General features: G+C 55.6%; 23 protein-coding genes and 1 other RNA gene. 12 read left to right on the forward strand and 12 right to left on the reverse strand.

Features of this window, described 5'->3' with window-relative positions; all coding sequences use genetic code 11:
• Positions 1-56: 56 nt before the first annotated feature.
• From garK to I6L58_RS15905, 9 genes are all read left to right on the forward strand, one after another.
• Complete coding sequence (garK, locus tag I6L58_RS15865; protein WP_088208483.1) at positions 57-1,196, forward strand: glycerate 2-kinase; 1,140 nt, start codon at positions 57-59, stop codon at positions 1,194-1,196.
• A 38-nt stretch (positions 1,197-1,234) separates the two neighbouring features.
• Positions 1,235-1,613: RNase P RNA component class A (rnpB, locus tag I6L58_RS15870), an RNA gene on the forward strand.
• Between the two features lie 814 nt (positions 1,614-2,427).
• Positions 2,428-3,348: a transcriptional regulator TdcA gene (tdcA, locus tag I6L58_RS15875; protein WP_006178710.1), complete on the forward strand. Its 921-nt coding sequence runs from the start codon at positions 2,428-2,430 to the stop codon at positions 3,346-3,348.
• Positions 3,349-3,448: 100 nt separating this feature from the next.
• Positions 3,449-4,438, forward strand: a complete 990-nt coding sequence (gene tdcB, locus I6L58_RS15880; protein ID WP_088208484.1) for a bifunctional threonine ammonia-lyase/L-serine ammonia-lyase TdcB — start codon at positions 3,449-3,451, stop codon at positions 4,436-4,438.
• A 10-nt stretch (positions 4,439-4,448) separates the two neighbouring features.
• On the forward strand, positions 4,449-5,780 hold the full coding sequence (gene tdcC / locus I6L58_RS15885; protein WP_006178708.1) for a threonine/serine transporter TdcC: 1,332 nt from the start codon (positions 4,449-4,451) through the stop codon (positions 5,778-5,780).
• A 30-nt stretch (positions 5,781-5,810) separates the two neighbouring features.
• Complete coding sequence (gene tdcD / locus I6L58_RS15890) at positions 5,811-7,019, forward strand: propionate kinase (RefSeq protein ID WP_088208485.1); 1,209 nt, start codon at positions 5,811-5,813, stop codon at positions 7,017-7,019.
• Between the two features lie 15 nt (positions 7,020-7,034).
• Entirely contained in the window at positions 7,035-9,329 is a 2,295-nt protein-coding gene (pflB, locus tag I6L58_RS15895; RefSeq protein ID WP_088208486.1) for a formate C-acetyltransferase, read from the forward strand.
• A 274-nt stretch (positions 9,330-9,603) separates the two neighbouring features.
• Positions 9,604-10,935 (forward strand): SLC5/6 family protein, encoded by a 1,332-nt coding sequence (locus I6L58_RS15900; RefSeq protein WP_006178704.1) that lies wholly within the window; start codon positions 9,604-9,606, stop codon positions 10,933-10,935.
• Between the two features lie 21 nt (positions 10,936-10,956).
• Entirely contained in the window at positions 10,957-12,258 is a 1,302-nt protein-coding gene (locus I6L58_RS15905) for an L-cysteine desulfidase family protein (RefSeq protein WP_088208487.1), read from the forward strand.
• An 88-nt stretch (positions 12,259-12,346) separates the two neighbouring features.
• Here the strand turns inward: I6L58_RS15905 and I6L58_RS15910 are convergent, their stop codons facing one another.
• On the reverse strand, positions 12,347-13,048 hold the full coding sequence (locus I6L58_RS15910) for a pirin family protein (RefSeq protein ID WP_006178701.1): 702 nt from the start codon (positions 13,046-13,048) through the stop codon (positions 12,347-12,349).
• A gap of 104 nt (positions 13,049-13,152) precedes the next feature.
• On the opposite strand from I6L58_RS15910, the gene I6L58_RS15915 reads away from it, so the two are divergent.
• The gene (locus tag I6L58_RS15915) at positions 13,153-14,055 is read left to right on the forward strand and encodes a LysR family transcriptional regulator (RefSeq protein WP_006178698.1); all 903 of its coding nucleotides are present in this window, start codon (positions 13,153-13,155) and stop codon (positions 14,053-14,055) included.
• Between the two features lie 41 nt (positions 14,056-14,096).
• Here the strand turns inward: I6L58_RS15915 and I6L58_RS15920 are convergent, their stop codons facing one another.
• The 11 genes from I6L58_RS15920 to I6L58_RS15970 form a co-directional block, all read right to left on the reverse strand.
• Complete coding sequence (locus I6L58_RS15920) at positions 14,097-14,462, reverse strand: DUF805 domain-containing protein (protein ID WP_006178697.1); 366 nt, start codon at positions 14,460-14,462, stop codon at positions 14,097-14,099.
• A gap of 106 nt (positions 14,463-14,568) precedes the next feature.
• Entirely contained in the window at positions 14,569-15,555 is a 987-nt protein-coding gene (locus tag I6L58_RS15925; protein ID WP_006178695.1) for a glutathione S-transferase family protein, read from the reverse strand.
• A gap of 70 nt (positions 15,556-15,625) precedes the next feature.
• Complete coding sequence (locus I6L58_RS15930) at positions 15,626-16,018, reverse strand: DoxX family protein (RefSeq protein WP_006178691.1); 393 nt, start codon at positions 16,016-16,018, stop codon at positions 15,626-15,628.
• A gap of 280 nt (positions 16,019-16,298) precedes the next feature.
• The gene (locus I6L58_RS15935; RefSeq protein ID WP_006178688.1) at positions 16,299-16,595 is read right to left on the reverse strand and encodes a YqjK-like family protein; all 297 of its coding nucleotides are present in this window, start codon (positions 16,593-16,595) and stop codon (positions 16,299-16,301) included.
• Positions 16,592-16,990: a phage holin family protein gene (locus tag I6L58_RS15940; protein WP_006178687.1), complete on the reverse strand. Its 399-nt coding sequence runs from the start codon at positions 16,988-16,990 to the stop codon at positions 16,592-16,594. The genes I6L58_RS15935 and I6L58_RS15940 overlap by 4 nt, the downstream gene beginning before the upstream one ends.
• A gap of 2 nt (positions 16,991-16,992) precedes the next feature.
• A complete protein-coding gene (locus tag I6L58_RS15945; RefSeq protein WP_088208488.1) occupies positions 16,993-17,298 on the reverse strand; it encodes a DUF883 family protein in 306 nt (101 codons plus the stop codon).
• A gap of 29 nt (positions 17,299-17,327) precedes the next feature.
• Positions 17,328-17,696, reverse strand: a complete 369-nt coding sequence (locus I6L58_RS15950; protein ID WP_042322076.1) for a DUF1090 domain-containing protein — start codon at positions 17,694-17,696, stop codon at positions 17,328-17,330.
• 142 nt (positions 17,697-17,838) lie between these two features.
• Entirely contained in the window at positions 17,839-18,222 is a 384-nt protein-coding gene (gene mzrA, locus I6L58_RS15955) for an EnvZ/OmpR regulon moderator MzrA (RefSeq protein WP_006178680.1), read from the reverse strand.
• Between the two features lie 2 nt (positions 18,223-18,224).
• Positions 18,225-18,887: a DedA family general envelope maintenance protein YqjA gene (gene yqjA / locus I6L58_RS15960; protein ID WP_006178679.1), complete on the reverse strand. Its 663-nt coding sequence runs from the start codon at positions 18,885-18,887 to the stop codon at positions 18,225-18,227.
• 343 nt (positions 18,888-19,230) lie between these two features.
• Positions 19,231-20,007, reverse strand: coding sequence for a transcriptional regulator ExuR (gene exuR, locus I6L58_RS15965; RefSeq protein WP_006178678.1), 777 nt, complete (start codon positions 20,005-20,007; stop codon positions 19,231-19,233).
• A 116-nt stretch (positions 20,008-20,123) separates the two neighbouring features.
• Complete coding sequence (locus I6L58_RS15970; protein ID WP_006178677.1) at positions 20,124-21,422, reverse strand: MFS transporter; 1,299 nt, start codon at positions 21,420-21,422, stop codon at positions 20,124-20,126.
• Positions 21,423-21,897: 475 nt separating this feature from the next.
• Between I6L58_RS15970 and uxaC the strand changes: the two genes are divergently transcribed.
• Both uxaC and I6L58_RS15980 read left to right on the forward strand, forming a co-directional pair.
• Positions 21,898-23,310 (forward strand): glucuronate isomerase, encoded by a 1,413-nt coding sequence (gene uxaC / locus I6L58_RS15975; RefSeq protein ID WP_042322071.1) that lies wholly within the window; start codon positions 21,898-21,900, stop codon positions 23,308-23,310.
• A gap of 17 nt (positions 23,311-23,327) precedes the next feature.
• Positions 23,328-24,815: a UxaA family hydrolase gene (locus I6L58_RS15980; RefSeq protein ID WP_042322348.1), complete on the forward strand. Its 1,488-nt coding sequence runs from the start codon at positions 23,328-23,330 to the stop codon at positions 24,813-24,815.
• Positions 24,816-24,942 lie beyond the last annotated feature (127 nt).

Raw genomic sequence — 24,942 nt, forward strand, 5'->3', positions numbered from 1 at the left:
CGTCCTGCCCGGCGGCGTTACGCCTGCCGGGCGTTGTGTAGTAACAGGCTACAACTATGAAAATCGTAATCGCGCCAGACTCGTATAAAGAAAGCCTTTCTGCCACCGAGGTAGCACAGGCGATTGAAAAAGGATTTCGGGAAATCTTCCCCGATGCACTTTATGTTTCTGTGCCTGTTGCTGACGGTGGAGAAGGGACAGTCGAAGCGATGATTGCCGCGACCCGGGGCACAGAACAGCATGCCGTGGTCACTGGCCCGCTGGGCGAGAAGGTCAATGCCTGCTGGGGGATGTCTGGCGATGGCGGCACCGCCTTTATCGAGATGGCGGCGGCCAGCGGCCTGGCGCTGGTGCCTCCCACGCGGCGTAACCCGCTGGTGACCACCTCGCGCGGCACGGGCGAGTTGATCCTCTGTGCGCTGGATAAAGGCGCACGCAACATTATTATCGGCATTGGCGGCAGTTCAACCAACGACGGCGGGGCGGGCATGATGCAGGCGCTGGGCGCGAAGCTCACCGACGCGAACGGCACGGACATTGGCTATGGCGGCGGCAGCCTGATGGCGCTGAACAGTATCGATCTTACGGGCCTGGATGCCCGGCTCAAAGGCTGCACTATCCGCGTCGCCTGTGACGTGACGAACCCGCTGGTGGGCGAAAAGGGCGCGTCGCGGATCTTTGGCCCACAGAAAGGGGCGACCGAGGGGATGATCCTCGAACTCGATGCCAACCTTAGCCATTATGCCGACGTGATTAAAAAATCCCTGCGCATCGATGTTAAACAGGTGCCGGGCGCGGGGGCCGCAGGCGGAATGGGGGCGGCGCTGATGGCCTTCCTCGGCGCAGAGCTGAAGAGCGGCATTGAAATTGTCACCCAGGCACTCAACCTTGAAGAGCATATCCATGACTGTACCTGGGTGCTGACGGGGGAAGGGCGCATCGACAGCCAGAGCATTCATGGCAAAGTGCCGGTGGGCGTGGCGAACGTCGCCAAAAAATACCATAAGCCGGTGATCGGCATTGCCGGAAGCCTGACGCAGGACGTCGGCGTGGTACATCAATATGGCATTGACGCGGTGTTTAGCGTGCTGACCAGTATTGGCTCGCTGGAGGAGGCGTTTCGCGGGGCCTATGACAATATTTATCGCGCCTCGCGCAATATCGCCGCCACTTTGCAGGTGGGGATGCGCACGTAAGGGTGACAGCGAGACGCAAACCCTCTATACTTCGCGCCGAAGCTGACCAGACAGTCGCCGCTTCGTCGTCGTCCCCTTTCGGGGGGAGACGGGCGGAGGGGAGGAAAGTCCGGGCTCCACAGGGCAGGGTGCCAGGTAACGCCTGGGGGGGAAACCCACGACCAGTGCAACAGAGAGCAAACCGCCGATGGCCCGCGCAAGCGGGATCAGGTAAGGGTGAAAGGGTGCGGTAAGAGCGCACCGCGCGGCTGGTAACAGTCCGTGGCACGGTAAACTCCACCCGGAGCAAGGCCAAATAGGGGTTCACATGGTACGGCCCGTACTGAACCCGGGTAGGCTGCTTGAGCCAGTGAGCGATTGCTGGCCTAGATGAATGACTGTCCACGACAGAACCCGGCTTATCGGTCAGCTTCAACTTCTTAAAGAACCCCGCCTCGGCGGGGTTTTTGCTATGTACACTAAATGAGATGAATGACTGTCCACTCCGCTTTCTATGAAAGAACGCGGCTTACCGGTCAGCTTCAACGTCTTAAAGAACCCCGCCTCGGCGGGTTTTTGCTATCTGTCGGTCGTTGGCCCGTTCGGTTGTTGGCCGGGTAAGCGCCGTACCACCCATAACCCCCGGTAAACGACATCAATTCTCATATTTGCGACATTAAGCACATTTCACTCCCAACGCCGTTTTGCTGGCAGGTCATCATCCGTAGACGATCGCAATCACAAAATTTCACGCTAAAAAAGTGACGATTCGCAGTGTTGTTCTGATGTGAATAGTGTTACATGAATGAGAGTGAAAGTTTTCGTAGTTGAAATGTATATATTGAAATTCAATACATTTGCCATGTGAATATGTGACCCGCTCCACTCTTTACTTTGGCAGCAATCATTCGTTATCGCTTTATTTGATAAAATACAGGAATGTTTTAACAAAATAATGGTTACTTAGTAGTCTTTAATTGCTTGAAATATCGCCTTTCTTGCCGCTTATATATCCAAAAAATTCACCTCAGTTATCACCATAAAATATTTTTATTACCTGCGATTTTGTTGATCAATATCAGCCAAATAGCGTGTTTATTTTTGTTTAACTTATTGAATAAAAAGAAATTTAATGGGTTTTTATTATGGGTGGTGAAAGCGAGTAAAGGCAAATTGTGAGTAACAGCACATACCCCCTGAAACAATATTGGGTAGAATTCGCCCGGTCATAGGGAAATAAGCGCAGAATATTATGAACACTATTATTCTACCGAAAACACAGCATCTCGTGGTATTTCAGGAAGTCATTAAAAGTGGCTCCATAGGTTCTGCTGCAAGACAACTGGGATTGACGCAACCCGCGGTCAGCAAAATCATCAGCGATATCGAATCCTACTTCGGCGTCGAAGTGATGGTTCGTAAAAATACCGGCGTAAAGCTTACTGCCGCAGGCCAGGTGTTGCTGTCGTACTCAGAGTCGATCACCCGAGAGATGAAGAACATGGTGAGCGAAATTAACAGCCTCAGCTTTAGCACCGTCATGGACGTTTCATTCGGCTATCCGTCGCTCATCGGCTTCACCTTCCTGTCGGAGATGATCAAAAAGTTCAAGGAAGTGTTCCCGAAAGCGCGGGTATCCATGTATGAAGCGCAGCTCTCCTCTTTCCTGCCCGCCATTCGCGATGGTCGGCTGGATTTTGCTATCGGCACGCTGAGCGACGAGATGCTGCTGCAGGATCTTCACGTGGAGCCGCTGTTTGAGTCCGAGTTTGTGCTGGTCGCCAGCAAATCACGAACGTGCACCGGCTCGACTACACTGGCATCGCTCACGCATGAACAGTGGGTGATGCCGCAAACCGATATGGGCTACTACAAAGAACTTCTGACTACCCTGCAAGACAACCACATCAGCATTGAAAATATCGTCCAGACCGATTCGGTCGTCACCATTTATAACCTTGTCCTGAATGCCGATTACCTGACGGTTATTCCTCGCGACATGATTGCGCCGTTCGGTTCTGACCAGTTTATTATGCTGCCGGTTGAAGATGAATTACCCGTGGCACGTTACGCCGCGGTGTGGTCCAAAAATTACAGTATTAAAAAATCCGCTTCGGTATTAGTCGAACTGGCGAAACAATATTCGTCAATGAATATCGAACGACGACGATGAAATCGTAACAACAGTTTAAAAAACACCCGGAGCGTGTCGTTTTAGCGCTCTGATACCCTGACTTTGCCTGAAAACAATCAATTATTATAACGAGGATATTATGCACATTACCTACGACCTCCCGGTGACCATCGAAGATATTCAGGATGCCAGAAAACGCCTGGCCGGTAAGGTTTATAAAACCGGTATGCCGCGTTCAAATTATCTCAGCGAACGCTGCAAGGGTGAAATTTTTCTGAAATTTGAAAATATGCAGCGCACCGGCTCTTTTAAAATTCGCGGTGCGTTTAATAAACTCAGTTCGCTTACGGAGGCGGAGAAACGCAAAGGCGTGGTGGCGTGTTCCGCCGGAAACCATGCTCAGGGCGTGTCGCTCTCCTGCGCCATGCTCGGTATCGATGGCAAAGTGGTCATGCCGATGGGCGCACCGAAATCCAAGGTCGCCGCTACGCGCGACTACTCCGCCGAGGTGGTGCTCCACGGCGAAAACTTCAACGATACCATCGCGAAAGTGAGCGAAATCGTTGAGATGGAAGGGCGCATTTTTATCCCGCCTTATGACGATCCTAAGGTCATTGCCGGGCAGGGAACAATTGGCCTGGAAATTCTTGAAGATCTCTATGATGTGGATAACGTGATTGTGCCTATTGGCGGCGGCGGATTAATTGCCGGCATTGCTACGGCCATTAAATCCGTTAACCCAACCATTAATATTATCGGCGTGCAGTCAGAAAACGTACACGGTATGGCGGCGTCCTGGCAAGCCGGAGAAATCATTAATCACCGTGTAACCGGCACATTAGCCGACGGCTGCGATGTCTCTCGCCCGGGTAAATTAACGTTCGACATTGTTCGTGAGTTAGTCGATGACATTGTGCTGGTCAGCGAGGATGACATTCGCAACAGCATGATTGCACTTATTCAGCGAAATAAAGTGGTGACAGAAGGGGCGGGCGCGCTGGCCTGTGCCGCCTTATTAAGCGGCAAACTGGACCACTATATTCAGGGCCGCAAAACGGTGTGCATTATTTCCGGCGGCAATATCGATCTTTCCCGCGTTTCGCAAATTACCGGCTTCGTTGACGCATAAAGGATGACCTATGAGCAACACAGAAAGCATTATCGTTGGCCAGACAAAAACGTCCGCATGGCGTAAGTCTGATACCACCTGGACGCTGGGCCTGTTTGGTACCGCCATTGGCGCAGGCGTGCTGTTCTTCCCGATCCGTGCAGGCTTTGGCGGGCTGATCCCAATCCTGCTGATGCTCGTGCTGGCCTATCCCATCGCCTTTTACTGCCACCGCGCGCTGGCGCGTTTGTGCCTGTCCGGGAGCAACGTCTCCGGGAACATCACCGAAACGGTGGAAGAGCATTTCGGCAAGACCGGTGGGGTGGTGATCACCTTCCTCTACTTCTTTGCAATTTGCCCGCTACTGTGGATTTACGGCGTCACCATTACCAACACCTTTATGACCTTCTGGGAAAACCAACTGCAGCTCCCGGCGCTTAACCGTGGCTTTGTGGCGCTGTTCCTGCTGCTGCTGATGGCCTTTGTGATCTGGTTTGGTAAAGACCTGATGGTGAAGGTGATGAGCTTCCTGGTGTTCCCGTTTATCGCCAGTCTGGTGCTGATCTCCCTGTCGCTGATCCCCTACTGGAACTCGGCGGTGATCGACCAGGTCAACCTGAGCGATATCGCCTTTACCGGGCACGACGGCATTCTGGTGACGGTCTGGCTGGGCATCTCCATCATGGTTTTCTCCTTTAACTTCTCGCCTATCGTCTCCTCGTTTGTGGTCTCCAAACGCGAAGAGTACGAGCCGGAGTTTGGCAAAGCGTTCACCGAGCAGAAATGTTCCAAAATCATCAGTCGCGCCAGCCTGCTGATGGTCGCCGTGGTGATGTTCTTTGCCTTTAGCTGCCTGTTCACGCTCTCCCCACAGAACATGGCGGAAGCCAAAGCGCAGAACATTCCGGTGCTCTCTTATCTGGCGAACCACTTTGCTTCGATGTCGGGCAGCAAATCGACCTTCGCGACGGTACTGGAATACGGTGCTTCTATCATCGCGCTGGTAGCGATCTTCAAATCCTTCTTCGGCCACTACCTGGGCACCCTGGAAGGGCTGAACGGCCTGATCCTGAAGTTTGGTTACAAGGGTGACAAGAAGAACGTCTCGGTCGGCAAACTGAACACCATCAGCATGGTATTCATCATGGGGTCAACCTGGGTGGTGGCCTACGCCAACCCGAACATTCTCGACCTTATTGAAGCCATGGGTGCGCCAATCATCGCCTCACTGCTGTGCCTGCTGCCGATGTATGCCATTCGCAAGGCACCGGCGCTGGCGAAATATAAAGGCAGAGCGGAGAACATTTTCGTTACTGCGGTCGGCCTGCTGACCATTCTGAATATCGTTTACAAACTGTTCTAACCCAAAGCTCAGGATGAGCGGAGTCACACCATGATTGAATTTCCGGTTGTACTGGTCATTAACTGCGGATCGTCTTCGGTTAAGTTTTCAGTACTCGACGCAGCACACTGCGATGCCCTGATGACGGGCATTGCAGACGGCATCAACACTGAGAACGCCTGTATCTCGGTGAACGGCGGTGAGCCGGTCAAACTGGCTCACCAGGATTACGAAGGGGCGCTGGCGGCCATCGCCCTTGAGCTGGAGAAGCGCGATCTGATGAGCAGCGTGGCCTTGATTGGCCACCGCATTGCCCACGGTGGCGATCGCTTCAGCGAATCCACCCTTATCACCGAGGAGGTCATCGAGCAGATCCGCCAGGTGTCTCCGCTGGCGCCTTTGCACAATTACGCCAACCTGAGCGGCGTGGAAGCGGCTGAACGCATGTTCCCGGGCGTGCAGCAGGTTGCGGTGTTTGATACCAGCTTCCACCAGACGCTGGCACCGCACGCCTGGCTCTATGGGCTGCCGTATCGCTATTTCGAAGAGCTGGGCGTGCGCCGCTACGGCTTCCACGGCACCTCGCACCGCTACGTTAGCGGGCAGGCGCATACGCTTCTTGGGCTTTCGCCTGACGACAGCGGGCTGGTTATTGCCCATCTGGGCAATGGGGCATCCATCTGCGCGGTGCGTAACGGTGAAAGCGTCGATACCTCTATGGGCATGACGCCGCTGGAAGGGTTGATGATGGGCACGCGCTGCGGCGACGTGGATTTTGGCGCGATGGCGTGGATTGCCCGGCAGACGGATCAATCGCTCGACGATCTGGAACGGATGGTTAACAAAGAGTCCGGTCTGCTGGGGGTCTCCGGAATATCGTCCGACCTGCGAACGCTCGAAAAAGCCTGGCATGAAGGCCATCAGCGGGCGCAGCTGGCGATACACACCTTTGTGCACCGTATCGCGCGGCACATTGCCGGGCACGCGGCGTCGCTGCACCGGCTGGACGCTGTGATCTTCACCGGTGGAATCGGCGAGAACTCAACGCTTATCCGCGCGCTGGTGGCTGAACGGCTCAAGGTCTTTGGCATCACGCTGGACGACGCCAAAAACGCCCTGCCGGGCAGCGCAGGCGAGCGCATTATTTCCACCGACGCGTCCCGTGCGGCCTGCGCGGTGATCCCGACCAACGAAGAAAAAATGATCGCGCTGGATGCCCTCCGTCTTGGGAAGGTCACATCGGCTGCGGCTTATGCCTGATAAAGCGAGAAGAGAATGAAAGTAACTATCGATACGCGCGTTGCGCCCTACAGCGACGCATGGGCCGGGTTTCGCGGTGAAGAATGGAAAGACGCCGTCAACGTGCGCGATTTTATTCAGCATAACTACACCCCTTATGAAGGTGATGAGGCTTTCCTCGCGCAGGCGACGCCTGCAACGACGGCGCTGTGGCAGAAGGTGATGGTCGGCATTCGTCAGGAGAATGCCACCCACGCCCCGGTGGATTTTGACACCAATATTGCTACCACCATTACCGCGCACGGGCCGGGCTATATCGACGAAGATCTGGAGACGATCGTCGGTCTGCAAACCGATAAACCCCTCAAGCGCGCCCTGCATCCGTACGGCGGGATCAACATGATCCGCAGCTCTTTCGAGGCCTACGGGCGCGAAATGGATCCGCAGTTTGAGTACCTGTTTACCGATCTGCGCAAAACCCATAACCAGGGTGTATTTGATGTGTACTCCCCGGAGATGATGCGCTGCCGAAAATCGGGCGTGCTGACGGGATTGCCGGACGGCTACGGACGCGGGCGGATCATCGGTGATTATCGTCGCGTGGCGCTGTACGGCATCAGCTATCTGGTGCGCGAGCGCGAGCTGCAGTTCGCCGATCTGCAGGGAAAACTTGAGCGCGGTGAAGATCTGGAGGCGACGATCCGCCTGCGCGAAGAGCTGGCGGAACATAAACGCGCGCTGCTGCAGATCCAGCAGATGGCGTCGGGCTATGGCTTTGACATCTCCCGCCCGGCAATGAACGCTCAGGAGGCGGTGCAGTGGGTCTACTTTGCTTATCTGGCGGCGGTGAAATCCCAGAACGGCGGGGCGATGTCGCTGGGGCGCACGGCTACGTTCCTGGATATCTACATTGAGCGGGATATGCAGGCAGGCCGCCTGAGCGAAATGCAGGCGCAGGAGCTGATCGACCACTTCATTATGAAGATCCGCATGGTACGCTTCCTGCGCACGCCGGAGTTCGACACGCTCTTTTCCGGCGATCCTATCTGGGCCACGGAGGTGATCGGCGGTATGGGGCTGGATGGCCGCACGCTGGTCACCAAAAACAGCTTCCGCTACCTGCACACGCTGCACACCATGGGGCCTGCGCCGGAGCCGAACCTGACGATCCTCTGGTCTGAACACCTGCCGATCGCGTTCAAGAAATATGCCGCGCAGGTGTCGATCGTCACCTCTTCGCTGCAGTATGAAAACGACGATCTGATGCGCGCAGACTTCGACAGCGACGATTACGCGATAGCCTGCTGCGTCAGCCCGATGGTGATCGGCAAGCAGATGCAGTTCTTCGGGGCGCGTGCCAACCTCGCCAAAACGCTGCTGTATGCGATCAACGGCGGCGTGGACGAGAAGTTGAAGATCCAGGTGGGGCCGAAAACCGATCCGCTGCTGGACGAGGTGCTGGATTACGCCACCGTGATGGCGAGCCTCGATCACTTTATGGACTGGCTGGCGGTACAGTACATCAGCGCGCTGAATCTCATTCACTACATGCATGATAAGTACAGCTACGAAGCCTCGCTGATGGCGCTGCACGATCGCGATGTCTATCGCACCATGGCCTGCGGCATCGCCGGGCTGTCAGTGGCGGCGGATTCGCTGTCAGCCATCAAGTACGCCACGGTGAAGCCGGTGCGCGACCACACTGGCCTGGCGGTGGATTTTGTGATTGAAGGCGACTATCCGCAGTACGGCAACAATGACGATCGGGTGGACAGCATCGCCTGCGATCTGGTCGAGCGCTTTATGAAGAAGATTCAGGCGCTGCCAACCTACCGTAACGCCGTGCCGACCCAGTCGATCCTGACCATCACCTCGAACGTGGTCTACGGTCAGAAGACCGGCAACACGCCGGATGGCCGCCGCGGCGGGACACCGTTTGCACCGGGCGCCAACCCGATGCACGGACGCGACAGGAAAGGGGCGGTGGCCTCGTTGACGTCGGTCGCGAAGCTGCCGTTTACCTACGCCAAAGACGGTATTTCGTACACCTTCTCGATTGTGCCGCAGGCGCTGGGCAAAGATGAAGGCGTGCGCAAAACCAACCTTGTGGGGCTGCTGGACGGGTACTTCCATCACGAAGCGGCCATAGAGGGCGGGCAGCATCTGAACGTCAACGTCATGAACCGGGAGATGCTGATGGATGCCATTGAGCACCCGGAGAATTACCCGAACCTGACGATCCGCGTTTCAGGCTATGCGGTGCGGTTTAACGCCCTGACGCGCGAGCAGCAGCAGGACGTGATCTCCCGAACCTTTACTCAGGCGATGTAACCTGCAATGTCTCCAGCCCCCTCGATAACAGGGGGCTTTTTTTTCTTGATCGCCGTCACTTTTAGCAAAACAGGGCGAAAACCCTCCATTAAGAAGTAAAATTTCCTCCCGCTTGCGTAAATCCTCATAAAAATTGTGACTTTTTTCTCTTCCTCTGCGGATATCATCTTTTCATTCTAAAAACACACACCTGCGGCAGTTCTGCTCATTATCGCTGATGAGAAAAAACCAAATAAAAAATAATTAGTTACCCTACAAAATAAGCGAGTGCCCAATGGAAACGGCAACAAAAAGCAGTGTGATTGTGAAAGACTCGTCCGCGGCAAGGCGGGCAGGTATGAGTGAAAGCGAATGGCGCGAGGCGATTAAATTCGACAGCACCGACACGGGATGGGTCATCATGAGTATTGGGATGGCTATCGGCGCGGGGATCGTTTTTCTCCCGGTGCAGGTCGGATTAATGGGCCTGTGGGTGTTTTTACTTTCGTCGATCATTGGCTATCCGGCCATGTATTTATTCCAGCGTCTGTTTATTAATACGCTGGCAGAATCCCCGGAATGCAAAGATTACCCGAGCGTGATCAGCGGTTATCTCGGGAAAAACTGGGGCATATTATTAGGCGCGCTCTATTTCGTGATGCTGGTGATCTGGATGTTCGTCTATTCTACTGCCATCACCAACGACAGCGCCTCTTATCTGCACACCTTTGGTCTGACCGACGGCTTGCTCTCGGAAAACCCGTTCTACGGCTTATTCCTGATCTGCATTCTGGTCGCGATCTCGTCGCGCGGTGAGAAGCTGCTGTTTAAAGTCTCAAGCCTGATGGTGCTCACCAAGCTGTTTGTGGTGGCGGCGCTTGGGCTGTCGATGATCGGCCTCTGGCATTTAGCCAACGTGGGCATGCTGCCGCCGATGGGGCTGCTGATTAAAAACGCCATTATCACGCTGCCGTTTACCTTAACGTCGATCCTGTTTATTCAGACCTTAAGCCCGATGGTCATTTCGTATCGCTCACGTGAGAAGTCCGTTGAGGTCGCGCGCCACAAGGCTCTGCGGGCAATGAATATCGCCTTCGGCATCCTGTTTGTGACGGTCTTTTTTTACGCCGTCTCCTTCACCCTGGCAATGGGCCACGACGAAGCGGTAAAAGCCTACGAGCAGAATATTTCAGCTCTGGCGATTGCGGCGCAGTTTATCAGCGGCGACGGCGCGGGCTGGGTCAAAATCGTCAGCGTGATCCTCAATATTTTCGCCGTCATGACCGCGTTCTTCGGGGTGTATCTCGGCTTTCGCGAGGCGACGCAGGGCATTGTGATGAATATCCTGCGCCGCAAAATGCCGACAGACAAAATCAATGAACGTACCGTGCAGCGCGGCATCATGCTGTTCGCCATTCTGCTGGCCTGGAGCGCCATTGTGTTAAACGCGCCCGTGCTGAGCTTTACCTCAATTTGCAGCCCCATTTTCGGCATGGTGGGCTGCTTAATTCCGGCGTGGCTGGTCTACAAAGTCCCGGCGCTGCACAAATATAAAGGCGTGTCGCTGGTGATTATCGTTATTACCGGACTGCTGCTGTGTGTTTCTCCTTTCCTCGCGTTTTCCTGAGGAGTGAATAAGGTTGTCACGATGTCTGAGCAAATCAATCCTTTATGGACGCAGTTTATTCGTGCGGTGCAGGAAGAAGTTAAGCCTGCCCTGGGGTGTACGGAACCTGTCTCTCTGGCGCTGGCCTGTGCGATTGCCGCTGAGCAGCTGGGCGCTGAGGTCACGAAAATTGAGGCGTGGGTATCGCCAAACCTGATGAAAAACGGTCTGGGCGTTACGGTGCCCGGTACTGGCATGGTCGGCCTGCCGATTGCGGCGGCGCTGGGGGCCATTGGCGGCAACGCGCAGGCCGGGCTGGAGGTGTTGAAAGATGCCACGCCTGAGGCGCTGGCGCGCGCCAAAGCCTTGCTGGAGGCCGGTCTGGTGCAGGTGAAACTGCAAGAGCCGTGCGATGAGATCCTCTATTCCCGCGCCTGTGTTTACGCCGGAGAGGCCTCTGCGATGGTGACCATCGCAGGGGGGCATACGCGCGTTGTCGAGGTGGTGTGCCGGGGCGAAACGCGCTTTACGCTCGACGAGCCGCAGGGCGAGGTGAACGCCGATCCCCTGTCGGTACTTTCGGACACCACGCTTGCTCAGATTATGGCGTTTGCCGAACAGGTTCCGTTCGGGGCGATCCGCTTTATTCTGCAAGCAGGGGAGTTGAACGATGCGCTCTCCCGGGAGGGGCTGAGCGGTAAATGGGGGCTGCACATTGGCGCAACGCTCACTAAGCAACGCGCGCGCGGCTGGCTGGCGCAGGATGTCGGGTCGGATATCGTTATCCGCACCAGCGCGGCGTCAGATGCGCGTATGGGCGGGGCGACGCTCCCGGCGATGAGCAACTCGGGTTCCGGCAACCAGGGGATCGCCGCGACCATGCCTGTGGTGGTCGTGGCAGAGCACGTACAGGCCGATCAAGAGCGGCTTGCCCGGGCGCTGATGCTCTCGCACCTGTCGGCTATCTACATCCATCATCAGCTTCCACGTTTATCCGCACTGTGTGCGGCAACGACGGCAGCAATGGGCGCTGCGGCTGGGATGGCGTGGCTGATGGGCGGAGGCTACCAGACCATTGCCATGGCGATCGGCAGCATGATCGGGGATGTCAGCGGGATGATCTGCGATGGCGCATCGAACAGCTGCGCGATGAAGGTCTCTACCAGCGTAGGCAGCGCCTGGAAAGCGGTGATGATGGCGCTGGATGAAACGGCCGTGACGGGCAACGAAGGGATTGTGGCGCACGACGTGGAGCAGTCTATCGCTAATCTGTGCGCGCTGGCGTGTCGTTCAATGCAGGCAACGGATCGGCAGATTATTGAGATAATGGCGAGTAAGGTGTAAAGAATTCCCCTCACCCCAACCCCTCTCCCCAAAGGGGCGAGGGGCTCGATCGTTCCCTCTCCTCTTTGGGGAGAGGGGTAAGGTTTAATTAAACCGGCAAATCAATCAGCAGTGCCCGCAGCGGCGTATCGGCAACCAGCGTAATATTCGCTTCGTCGCGAATAAACGCCCCGTCACCGCAGGTAAGCGCTTCTTTCTCTTCCGTATGCGTGACGGCGTGCACCGTCCCGTGAATCGACTGCAGGTATGCACGCGGGCCGTGAAGCTGCACGCTAACCTGTTCGCCTTTCTTCAGCTCGATGTGGTGCAACCATACCTGCTGGCGCAGTTGCAGGCTGCCGTTGCTGCCGTCCGGGGAGGCAATCAGCTGCTGCTGACCGCCTTTCAGATCCAGCTTCTGTACCAGCGGATTTTCCCGCTCCGGGCAGGCATCTAACCACAGCTGCATGCGGGTCAGCGTGTTGTCTTTGCTGAGGTTGTGCTCGCTATAGCTAATGCCCGGCTGCGTTGAAATCAGTAAGGCTTCGCCAGCCTTCGCCTGGACATGATTGCCCTCGCTATCGCGGTATTCTGCCTCGCCTTCCAGGATCAGGTTCAAAATATCGACTTTCGGGTACGTACGCGGCTGGAAAGAGGCGCCAGGGGCGAGCACTTCCTGATTCAACACGCGCAGTGAGGCGTAACCGAGGAGTTTCGGGTCAAAGTAGTGTCCAAAGGAGAAGGTGTAGCGCGCCTGCAGCCAACCGAAATCGGCTTGTCCGCACTGTTTAGCTGTTCTTGTCGTAATCATAAACTTGACCTCTCTTTACACTAAAACAATGGTAAAGGTATGGACGCTGCATTGTTAGCCAGATATTCTGCCCGGTATGTTCAAATTTCCTGAATGAGAACGAGATGGCTAAAGAGAGAGCATTGACGCTTGAGGCGCTTCGCGTCATGGACGCAATAGACCGTCGCGGCAGCTTTGCCGCAGCGGCAGATGAACTGGGGCGCGTTCCGTCTGCGCTGAGCTACACCATGCAGAAGCTGGAGGAAGAGCTGGACGTAGTGCTGTTCGACCGCTCCGGTCATCGAACAAAATTCACCAATGTAGGCCGTATGCTGCTTGAGCGCGGGCGCGTGCTGCTGGAAGCGGCAGACAAGCTGACAACCGATGCCGAAGCCCTGGCCCGCGGCTGGGAAACGCACCTGACGCTGGTCACGGAAGCGCTGGTCCCGACCGAGGCGCTGTTCCCGCTGGTGGAGCGTCTGGCGGACAAGGCCAATACCCAGCTGTCGATCATCACCGAAGTGCTGGCCGGTGCCTGGGAGCGTCTGGAGACGGGGCGAGCGGATATCGTGATCGCGCCGGACATGCACTTCCGTTCTTCCTCAGAGATTAACTCGAAAAAACTCTACAGCGTGATGAACGTCTACGTCGCGGCACCGGATCACCCGATCCACCAGGAGGCGGAGCCGCTCTCAGAGGTGACGCGCGTGAAATATCGCGGCGTGGCGGTCGCCGATACCGCACGCGAGCGCCCGGTGTTAACGGTGCAGCTGCTGGATAAACAGCCGCGCCTGACCGTCACGTCACTGGAAGATAAACGTCAGGCGTTGCTGGCAGGTTTAGGTGTTGCCACTATGCCGTATCCGTTTGTTGAAAAGGATATTGCCGAAGGGCGGCTGCGGGTTGTCAGCCCGGAGTACACCAGCGAAGTGGATATCATTATGGCGTGGCGACGCGACAGCATGGGCGAGGCGAAGTCATGGTGCTTACGCGAAATCCCGAAGCTCTTTGCGCATTACAATAAATAAGCGTGTAGGCCCGGTAAGCGTCAGCGCCACCGGGCAATAATTTACGCAGCGATCTTAGGATCCGGGCCAAAGCGGTTTTCGCCCGGCGTGCCGCGTTGGCAGTTGAAAATCAGAATTACCAGCCAGCCGATAATCGGGATCAACAGCAGCAGTAGCCACCAGGCTGAACGGTCGGTATCGTGCAGACGCCGGAACTGGACGGCCCAGGACGGCAGCAGAATAAAGATCCCATAGATTGACGTAAGAATGCCTTCCCCGCCGTCCCGCTGCCAGCCGAGTAGTTTATCAACAATACCCAGCACCATGAGCAGGACGAAGTTCACCAGAATGAACATCCAGTACTCTTTGCGGCGGGCGCGGCCACCAAATCCAACGTAATTGCGCAGTACTTTTAAATACCAGTCCATTTTCCTTGCCTCATTAATCAGTCAATCACTTGTTTTCTAAGCGATCGAGGTAAGAATAGATGGATATTGTGAATTAAAAAAGGGCATCTATTGATACCCTTCATATTTATCCAAAACGGACGTCACGCCCGTGCGGTTCATCCAGATCCTGCCATGGCCCAATTGAGATAATGCCCGTTGGGTTGATGGTCTTATGGCTGCGATAGTAGTGGGTGCGGATATGGTCAAAATCGACCGTTTCAGCAATGCCTGGCGTCTGGTAGATATCGCGCAGGAAACCGTGCAGATTCAGGTAATCACCGATGCGATGTTTATCGCACTTAAAGTGGGTGACGTAGACCGGATCGAAACGGATCAGCGTGGTCCACAGGCGAATATCCGCCTCTGTCAGGCGATCGCCCGTCAGGTAGCGGTGCTGGCCGAGGATCTGCTCCAGGCGTTCCAGCGACTCGAACACTTTCCCGACCGCCTCATCGTAGGCTTCCTGGCTGGTGGCAAAACCGGCTTTATAGACGCCGTTGTTAACGTTGTCGTAGATCCAGCTATTCAGTTCGTCGATTTTATCGCGCAGTTCCACCGGGTAGTAGTCTCCGGCGAGTGCGCCGTGAGCATCAAACGCGGTGTTGAACATGCGGATGATCTCCGCAGACTCATTGCTGACGATGGTCTGGTTTTTTTTGTCCCACAGGACCGGCACGGTGACGCGCCCGGTGTAGTGCGGGTCGGCACGCAGATAGAGCTGGTACAGGAAATCGTGGTGATAAAGATCATCGCCGGTGGCTGCCGGGAAGTTGCTGTCGAACGTCCAGCCGTTTTCCATCATCAGCGGGTTAACAACCGACACCGGGATCAGCGACTCAAGGCCTTTCAGTTTGCGTACAATCAACGTGCGGTGCGCCCACGGGCAGGCGAGAGAAACATACAGATGATACCGATCTTTCTCGGCCGCAAAGCCGCCTTCGCCGCTTGGGCCGGGTGCGCCATCGGCGGTCAGCCAGTTACGGAAGGCGGAAACGGAGCGCTTAAAGCGTCCGCCGGTGGATTTGGTGTCATACCAGACATCCTGCCAGACGCCGTCTACAAGTTGTCCCATTTTTTTCTCCTCCGTCAGATAGCAAAAGCGAGGAGATGTCTCCTCGCTTTGTTCATTCAGTATAGCGTGCTTACCACTTCTTATTCAGAACGCGGTCGATGCTGTATGCGCCCGGGCCGGTGATGGCCAGCAGCAGGAAGCCGCCTGCGATGGTCAGATTTTTCATGAACATCAGGGAGTTCACGCCTTCCGCAAAGTTGCTGTGGAAGATGAACGCCGTCAGCAGGGTGAAGCCTGCGGTGAACAGGGCGGTGGTACGGGTCAGGAAGCCAAACAGCACGGCCAGACCGCCACCAAATTCAAGAAGGATGGTCAGCGGCAGCAGGAACCCCGGAACGCCCATCGCTTCCATGTATTGTTGAGTGCCTGCATAGCCGGTGATTTTGCCCCAGCCTGCGGTGATAAACAGCACAGGCATCAAAATACGTGCGACCAGTACGCCAACATCTTCTAATTTTTTCATTTTACTCTCCAGGAAACCACATACGCGGCATAACGTTATTTATGTGCAAATTCGGGTAGATACCGCGTCTTTGCTGTCGATGGAGAGGAGTGTAAACGGGGCGGAAAAGAATTGTTAGCTAGGAAAACTGTCAATCTTCTTCAAAGATATTGAGTAAAAAGAGGTGCGCGCTGGTGCCCTCACCCCAACCCTCTCCCACGGGGAGAGGGCGCAAAAACAAAAAACGGTAACCTGAGTTACCGTTTTGCTTTTACCTCGAAGCCGTCACCCGACGAGAAGGCTACCGCAACTGCTGCTGGCGCAGCGTGGTCTTGACCAGACGCCAGGCGCTCCAGACACCAAAGCCGCGGCGGGCCCAGCGGATCAGCATATTGGGATGCCGAACCGTCCAGATAGCCATGACGCTACTGCCGACCAGCGCCCAGGAGCGCAGGCTCAGGACAGTATTCCAGCCACGGTCAAAACGACGCGTGGATGCTATCCAGTCACGACGGCTGGCGGACAGATCCAGCCGTTGCTGCTGGATCTGGCTCAACAGATACGCTTTTCGCTTTTGACGTTCGGCTGCGCTGCTCACGATTTGTCATCCTCCAGAAGCGAGCGATCGTTGGCTAGCTCCTGGCGAGTGTGGCGCATGAAGGTAGACGTGCGGGCTTTGTGAAGCGTCCAGACGCCACCGATCAATGCCCCAACCAGCAGAACCACGGTCGTTGCAATCATCGCGTTAAGACGATACTGCGGATCGATGGCCCAGATGATCAATACCATCAGGCTCATCAGACCAAACGCGGCGAAGAGCATGGTAAGCCCGAGCATCAGTAGCATCTGGAAGAGGTTGGCTTTCTCTTCTTCCAGCTCGACTACCGCCAGGCGGACGCGCGTTTCGGCAATCCCGACCAGCGTCGTTAAGATACGCTGACCGATGCCGAGGACGTTATTAGCAGGCCCTTGTGCGTGACGTGGATCTTCCATAATCAACGACGCGTCGACAGGACACCCAGCACCACGCCAATCGCGGCACCAATACCTACGCCAGTCCATGGATTGTCACGCACATACTCGTCAGCGCGCGCGGCAGCTTCACGCGTCTGTTTTGCCAGCACATCGCCGGTTTCACCCAGGCGGTAACGGCTCTCTTTCAGTGCTTTCTCGGCTTTGCTGCGCAGTTTGCTGACTTCATCTTTTGATTTGTCGGCAGAGGAGCTAAGCACCTCTTCCAGGGTGTCTGCCAGGGATTTCAGTTCAGCGCGTAGGTTTTCTGACGTCGTATCTTTTGACATGATTCTCTCCTGTTGAGATTTCCGTTAACTCAATATTCGCGAGCTTCCAGCGCTTTCAGGTCGTCCTGCGCCTCTTGCAGCTTTTTCTCACGCTTGGCAATTTTTTCCGCATCACCTTTCTCTTTCGCTTCCTGCAGGTCTTGACGGCGCTCGGCAATCTCGTCCTTTTGTTCAGCGATTTTTTTCTGATGATCGGCACGCAGTTTGCTGTCCGTGCAGTTCTCTTTCACTTCGCTTAACGCTTTTTTCAGACCGTCAATACGGTGCTGATTATTATGCTTTTCGGCATAACTGATTTCGCGTTGAATGTCCTTTTCTTTCTCCTGACAGAGAGTGTTCGCGAAGGACGCTGTGCTTAAAGAAAAAAGGGCCAGAGCCAGAGTCATGCGGTATTTCATTATCGAAACCTTCCATTGTGTTACGGCGTGAGCCGTTTCCAGTTCATTGCGGAGAACATCTGAGGGGTGCTCCGCGTACTTAAGCATAGTAAGTAAACGGGGGATTCACCAAAGTTAGTGAAAAGATTCGGAATCCTGGTAATTAACCAAACCGATGCGAGGTATCGCGAAGACGTGATAACCACGCCGCTGGCTGGCTGTCATCATCCTGCTGCGCGATGATGTAACCGCGCGGCAGCGTTCGGTCGAGTACCGCTTTCGCGGCGGCACTTTGCGCACTGGAATCAAACTTTATCAGCAGCACGTCGTTCTGCGGCGTAATGCTCTTAAAACGAATGCCGTTCGCATCCAGATGATGCCAGACGGAAAAACCGTCCGGCACGCTGGCACCCTGATTCACAGAACGTATCGCCAGCGTAGATTCCTGATTCTGCACCGCCGTCCATGCCAGGAACAGGGCGATGAACATCAATAACGCAATCATGGCCCAGGACAAGCGGCGAAGGGCGAGCGGAGAGATAACCATGGTTAGCTCCTTGCCCCGTATTTCTTCTTCCACAGCACGACCAGCGAACCGACCAGACCGACAACCAGCAGCACAACCGGCAGCAGCATCAGGCAGGACATCAGCTGATCTTCATATTTCATGAATACCGGTGTTTTACCAAGGGCGTAGCCGAGCGTGGTGAGGATCAGCACCCACAGCAGGCCGCTCATCCAGTTGAAGAACTGGAAGCGCGTGCTGCTCAGCCCGGAAAGGCCGGCGATGGTCGGCAGCAGGGTGCGGACAAACGCGATAAAGCGTGCAATCAGCAGGGCAGATAGCCCGTGCTTATGGAAAAGGTGGTGCGCTCGCTGGTGGTAATGGGCCGGGAGGTGCGAGAGCCAGTTTTGTACGATGCGCGTGTTGCCCAGCCATCGGCCCTGAATATAGCTCACCCAGCAGCCGAGGCTGGCGGCAATAGTCAGAAGCAAAACGGTTTGCGGGAACGCCATGGCCCCTTTGGCACACAGCACGCCAACCAGAACCAGCAGGCTGTCGCCGGGTAAAAAGGCGGCAGGAAGCAATCCGTTCTCAAGGAACAGGATCATAAAGAGGACGAAATAGAGCATGCCAATCATGGAGGGATTGGCCAGCGTTTCAAAATCCTGCGCCCACAAGGCCTGCAGAAGTTGGGTCAAAAGTTCCATTCAGTGTTCCTGGAAATCGGTTAACGTCACGCCTGTTATCCGGGTAAAACAGCACGGCGACATTATTGTGATTTCATTGTGGTCGCTCGCGGACACATTACGATGTGGCCAACACTGTTCCCTGTTAATTGGCTGGTTAGCAAGCACTAACTTACAAAATAGCGAATTGAATCCAATTGTAACAAAGCCCAACCATCTGCGTCACAGAATTTGCAGGGATGAGATGATTTTGGCGTAACCCCAGGAGGGGCGCGAGGGGATTTACAAAGGCTGACACTCTATATATTTGCTTACCCACCTTTGGCGTAAGGCGCAACGAAGCGCCTGCCAGCGATAAGGCAAGCTATTTTGCCAGACTGGACGCCGTATCGAGATGAACGACAGGATTATCGGCAAAAAGATAGCGGTCTGCGTTAAATTCGAAGTCGTCACTGGTTTCGTTGAACAACATCTGCTTGGTATTTTCCAGATGCTGCCACATCGCCAGTTTGGCCGCGTGCGGGTCTTTGCGAATCAACGCCTTAAGGATTTGGTCGTGATCGTCGCACCAGTTATCGACGGTGCGGGAATCGATGTGATCGTGCAGTTTCTTCCAGTACGGGTTATGAACGCGCTGAGTCCACATTTTTTCAACGATTGCCGCCAGCGCCGTGTTCTGGGTTGCCAGGGCGACCTGCACGTGGAACTGTAAATCCCATTCAGAATCGCGGAAGCATTTTTCCTTACGCGCGTTATCCTGAATTTCCATCAGCTTCATGATGTCCTGTTTGGTCACCTGCGTGGCGGCAAATTCAGCGATGTTGCTCTCAATCAGCTGGCGGGCCTGCAGCAGTTCAAACGGACCGTAGTTGGCGAACTCCAGGCTTTCGTCCGGTGCCGGGGAGTGTTTTGCCTGATTCGAGATGACGTGAATGCCGGAGCCTTTGCGCACCTCAACATAGCCTTCGACTTCCAGCATGATGATTGCTTCGCGCACAACCGTGCGGCTCACGCTCTTTTCATCCGCGATAAAGCGCTCAGCGGGAAGTTTGTCACCGACAAGATACACCCCTTGCTCGATGCGATCTTTCAGCTCGGCAGCAAGTTGTTGATATAAACGTCGTGGTTCGGTGATTTCCATATGCGCTCCAGGCAGGGTACGGCGGATTATTTGTTATACCACTTCTGCGCGCCAGTCTCCAGATTTTGCCATCAAAAAAGCCGCCCGAAGGCGGCTTTTGCCGGGTGCCGCTCGCGCTAACTCTGCGTGGCCGGTCGTCCGAGCGACTCTTTTGCCAACTCATCTGCGGATTTGCTTTTCAGCACCGTCCAGATAACCACGGCCCCCAACAGGTCGAAGATTGCCAGCACCGCGAACAGTGGGCTAAAGCCAATGGTATCGGCCAGCGCACCCACGACCAGAGCAAACATTGTACTTGCTGTCCAGGCGGCCATGCCGGTCAGGCCGTTTGCCGTCGCCACTTCGTTACGGCCAAAGACATCAGAAGAGAGGGTGATCAGCGCGCCGGACAGCGACTGATGAGCAAAACCACCGATGCACAGCAGGCCAATGGCAACGTACGGGCTGGTGAACAGGCCGATCATACCCGGGCCAATCATCAGCAGCGCGCCCATGGTGACCACCATTTTACGGGAGACAATCAGGTTCACGCCAAACCAGCGCTGGAACAGCGGTGGCAGGTAGCCGCCCACGATGCAGCCGAGGTCGGCAAACAGCATCGGCATCCAGGCGAACATGGCGATCTCTTTCAGGTTAAAGCCGTAGACCTTGAACATGAACAGCGGGATCCACGCGTTGAAGGTCCCCCAGGCGGGTTCGGCCAGGAAGCGTGGCAGGGCAATACCCCAGAACTGGCGGGTACCCAGGATCTGCCAGACGGACATTTTTTTGCCGTTGTTGGTCTGATGCTGAGATTCCTGACCGCCGATGATGTAATCGCGTTCTTCTTCGGACAGTTTTTTCTGATCGCGCGGATGCTTATAGAAGACAAGCCACGCCATCGCCCATGCAAAGCTCAGCACACCGGAGATAATGAACGCCATCTGCCAGCTGTGCATCACGATAGCCCACACCACCAGTGGCGGTGCAATCATCGCCCCGATAGAGGAGCCAACGTTAAAGTAACCCACCGCAATGGAACGCTCTTTCGCCGGGAACCACTCGGAGCTGGCTTTCAGGCCCGCCGGGATCATCGCGGCTTCTGCGGCACCGACTGCACCACGTGCCAGCGCCAGGCCACCCCAGCTGCCGGCCAGCGCCGTCGCGCCGCAGAACACGGCCCAGGCCACGGCGAAGAAGGCGTAACCGATTTTCGTACCCAGAATATCAAGGACATAGCCCGCCACAGGCTGCATGATGGTGTAAGCAGCGGAATAAGCAGCGATGATGTAAGAATATTGCTGCGTGGAGATATGTAACTCTTCCATCAACGTGGGTGCGGCCGCTGCCACGGTATTACGTGTCAGATAGCCCAGCACGGTGCCGAGCGTCACCAGCGCGATCATGTACCAACGTAACCCTTTAATTTTACGCATCTAAAACCTCATCGTTATGTTATTTCCGCACCGGGGCGCGGCAACCTCTCAACCGTGTTCGGGAGTGGCTGTTAACGGGAGGGGCGCTACCGGCGGTATTTCCCGGTACGGCCCGAACCTTGCCATAAGTAATCGTGCTTAAGTCGGTATCCGTACCGTAAATCCGGTGTATCTCTCACCGGGAATGCATTTAGTCGGCTTATCGTTTGCGACGGCGAAAAGATAACTTGTCATACAACTTTAAAAGGTGAGTGACATCACAAATGCTGGAATCTTTGTAGGGGCTTTCGCTCAGTCGTAGGAAGCCAGAACTGGCGCGGCTTACAGGCGGGTTTACTCCTTTGAGGGTAATTTATTTGTCGGCGTTTATTGATCTAACTCACGAAAAAACCTTCGGGTGCTGGAAATTGGTGTGATAACTTTGCAGCATCTGAACATACGCTTTCTGACGCTCCCGTTACAGAGGATGACGATAATGACCCCGTTTATGACCGACGATTTTCTGTTAGATACCGAATTTGCCCGTCGCCTGTATCATGACTATGCAAAAGACCAGCCGATTTTCGACTACCACTGCCATTTACCGCCGCAGCAGGTTGCCGAAAATTACCGCTTCAAAAACCTGTATGACATCTGGCTGAAAGGTGACCACTATAAATGGCGCGCGATGCGCACCAACGGCGTCGCGGAGCGTCTGTGTACGGGGGATGCCACTGACCGCGAGAAGTTTGACGCCTGGGCGGCAACCGTGCCGCACACCATCGGCAACCCGTTATACCACTGGACGCACCTCGAGCTGCGCCGTCCGTTTGGCATCACCGGCAAGCTGCTCTCCCCGGCTACCGCAGATGAAATCTGGGATGAGTGCAACGCGCTGCTGGCGCAGGATGCCTTCTCCGCGCGCGGCATCATGAAGCAGATGAACGTCAAAATGGTCGGGACCACTGACGACCCAATCGATTCGCTGGAACATCACGCCGTCGTGGCGAAAGACAGCACTTTCGATGTTAAGGTCCTGCCGAGCTGGCGTCCGGATAAGGCTTTTAACATTGAGCAGGCGACCTTCAACGACTATATGGCTAAGCTGGCGGACGTGTCCGATACCGACATCCGCCGCTTCGCTGACCTGCAAAGCGCGCTGACCAAACGTCTGGACCACTTTGCGGCGCACGGCTGTAAGGTCTCTGACCACGCGCTTGACGTGGTGCTGTTTGCCGAGTCAAACGAAGCCGAGCTGGACAGCATCCTGGCGCGTCGTCTGTCGGGTGAGACGTTAAGCGAACACGAAGTGGCGCAGTTCAAAACCGCGGTACTGGTGTTCCTCGGCGCGGAATATGCCCGTCGCGGCTGGGTGCAGCAGTACCACATTGGGGCGCTGCGCAACAACAACCTGCGCCAGTTCAAACTGCTGGGCGCAGACGTGGGCTTCGACTCCATTAACGACCGTCCGATGGCGGAAGAGCTCTCTAAGCTGCTCAGCAAGCAGAACGAACAAAACCTGCTGCCAAAAACCATTCTCTACTGTCTGAACCCGCGCGATAACGAAGTGTTGGGCACTATGATCGGCAACTTCCAGGGTGAAGGGATGCCGGGCAAGATGCAGTTCGGTTCCGGCTGGTGGTTCAACGATCAGAAAGACGGCATGGAACGTCAGATGACGCAGCTGGCGCAGCTGGGCCTGTTAAGCCGCTTTGTCGGCATGCTGACCGACAGCCGCAGCTTCCTGTCTTACACTCGCCACGAATATTTCCGCCGCATTCTGTGCCAGATGATTGGCCGTTGGGTACAGGCTGGCGAAGCTCCGGCGGATATCCAGCTGCTCGGCGAGATGGTGAAAAACATCTGCTTTAACAATGCGCGTGACTACTTCGCCATTGAACTGAACTAGTGCTGTCTGAGGTTGATATGCAATACATCAAAATCCATTCGCTGGATAACGTTGCCGTCGCACTGGCGGATCTGTCCGAAGGCACGGAAGTGACTTTCGATACGCAGTCGGTGACGTTGCGCCAGGCCGTTGGACGCGGGCATAAGTTTGCCCTGATCCCCATCGCCAAAGGGGAAAACGTCGTGAAGTACGGTTTGCCGATTGGTCATGCGCTGGCGGACATTGCGCCGGGTGAATATATTCATTCCCACAATACCCGCACCAATCTTAGCGATCTGGACGAGTACAGCTATCAACCGGATTTCCAGACGGAAGAGGCGCAGGCGGCAGATCGTGACGTACAGATCTACCGCCGTGCGAACGGCGAGGTTGGGGTCCGCAATGAGCTGTGGATCCTGCCAACCGTCGGCTGCGTAAACGGGATTGCGCGTCAAATCCAGACGCGTTTCCTGAAAGAGACCAATGACGCTGAAGGCACCGACGGCGTGCATCTTTTCAGCCACACCTACGGCTGCTCGCAGCTGGGTGACGATCACATCAATACCCGCACGATGCTGCAAAACATGGTGCGCCACCCGAACGCGGGTGCGGTGCTGGTGATTGGCCTGGGCTGTGAAAACAACCAGGTGGATGCCTTCCGCGAAACGCTGGGTGAGTTCGATCCTGAGCGCGTGCACTTTATGGTGTGTCAGCATCAGGACGACGAAGTGGAAGCGGGTCTGGAGCAACTTCACCAGCTGTATGAGGTGATGCGCCACGACAGACGTGAGCCGGGCAAGCTGAGCGAGTTGAAATTTGGCCTTGAGTGCGGCGGATCGGACGGGCTTTCGGGCATCACCGCCAACCCGATGCTGGGCCGTTTCTCGGACTATATGATTGCCAACGGCGGCACAACCGTGCTGACCGAAGTGCCGGAGATGTTCGGCGCTGAGCGTATTCTGATGAGCCACTGCCGCGACGAAGAGACCTTCGAAAAGACCGTCGCGATGGTGAACGACTTCAAACAGTATTTTATCGCCCACAACCAGCCTATTTATGAGAACCCGTCGCCGGGTAACAAGGCGGGCGGCATCACGACGCTTGAGGAGAAATCCCTCGGCTGTACCCAGAAAGCAGGCGCCAGCCAGGTGGTCGACGTTCTGCGCTACGGTGAACGCCTGAAAACGCACGGGTTGAATCTGCTGAGTGCGCCGGGTAACGATGCGGTGGCGACCAGCGCGCTGGCCGGGGCGGGCTGCCATATGGTGCTGTTCAGTACCGGTCGTGGTACGCCTTACGGCGGCTTTGTGCCGACGGTAAAAATCGCCACCAACAGCGAGCTGGCGGCGAAGAAGAAACACTGGATCGACTTTGATGCAGGACAGCTGATCCACGGTAAAGCGATGCCGCAGCTGCTTAATGAATTTGTCGATACCATTGTGGAATTTGCTAACGGCAAGCAGACCTGCAACGAGAAAAACGACTTCCGCGAGCTGGCGATCTTCAAGAGTGGAGTGACGCTTTAATCGGTGCGGCCTGATGCCCTCACCCTGGCCCTCTCCCACGGGGAGAGGGTACAAACATTAAAAACGGCAACACATGTTGCCGTTTTGCATTTACCTTGTAGGCCCGGTAAGGCGTAGCCGCCACCGG

The organism is Enterobacter cancerogenus, assembly GCF_019047785.1.
GTDB classification, from domain to species: domain Bacteria; phylum Pseudomonadota; class Gammaproteobacteria; order Enterobacterales; family Enterobacteriaceae; genus Enterobacter; species Enterobacter cancerogenus.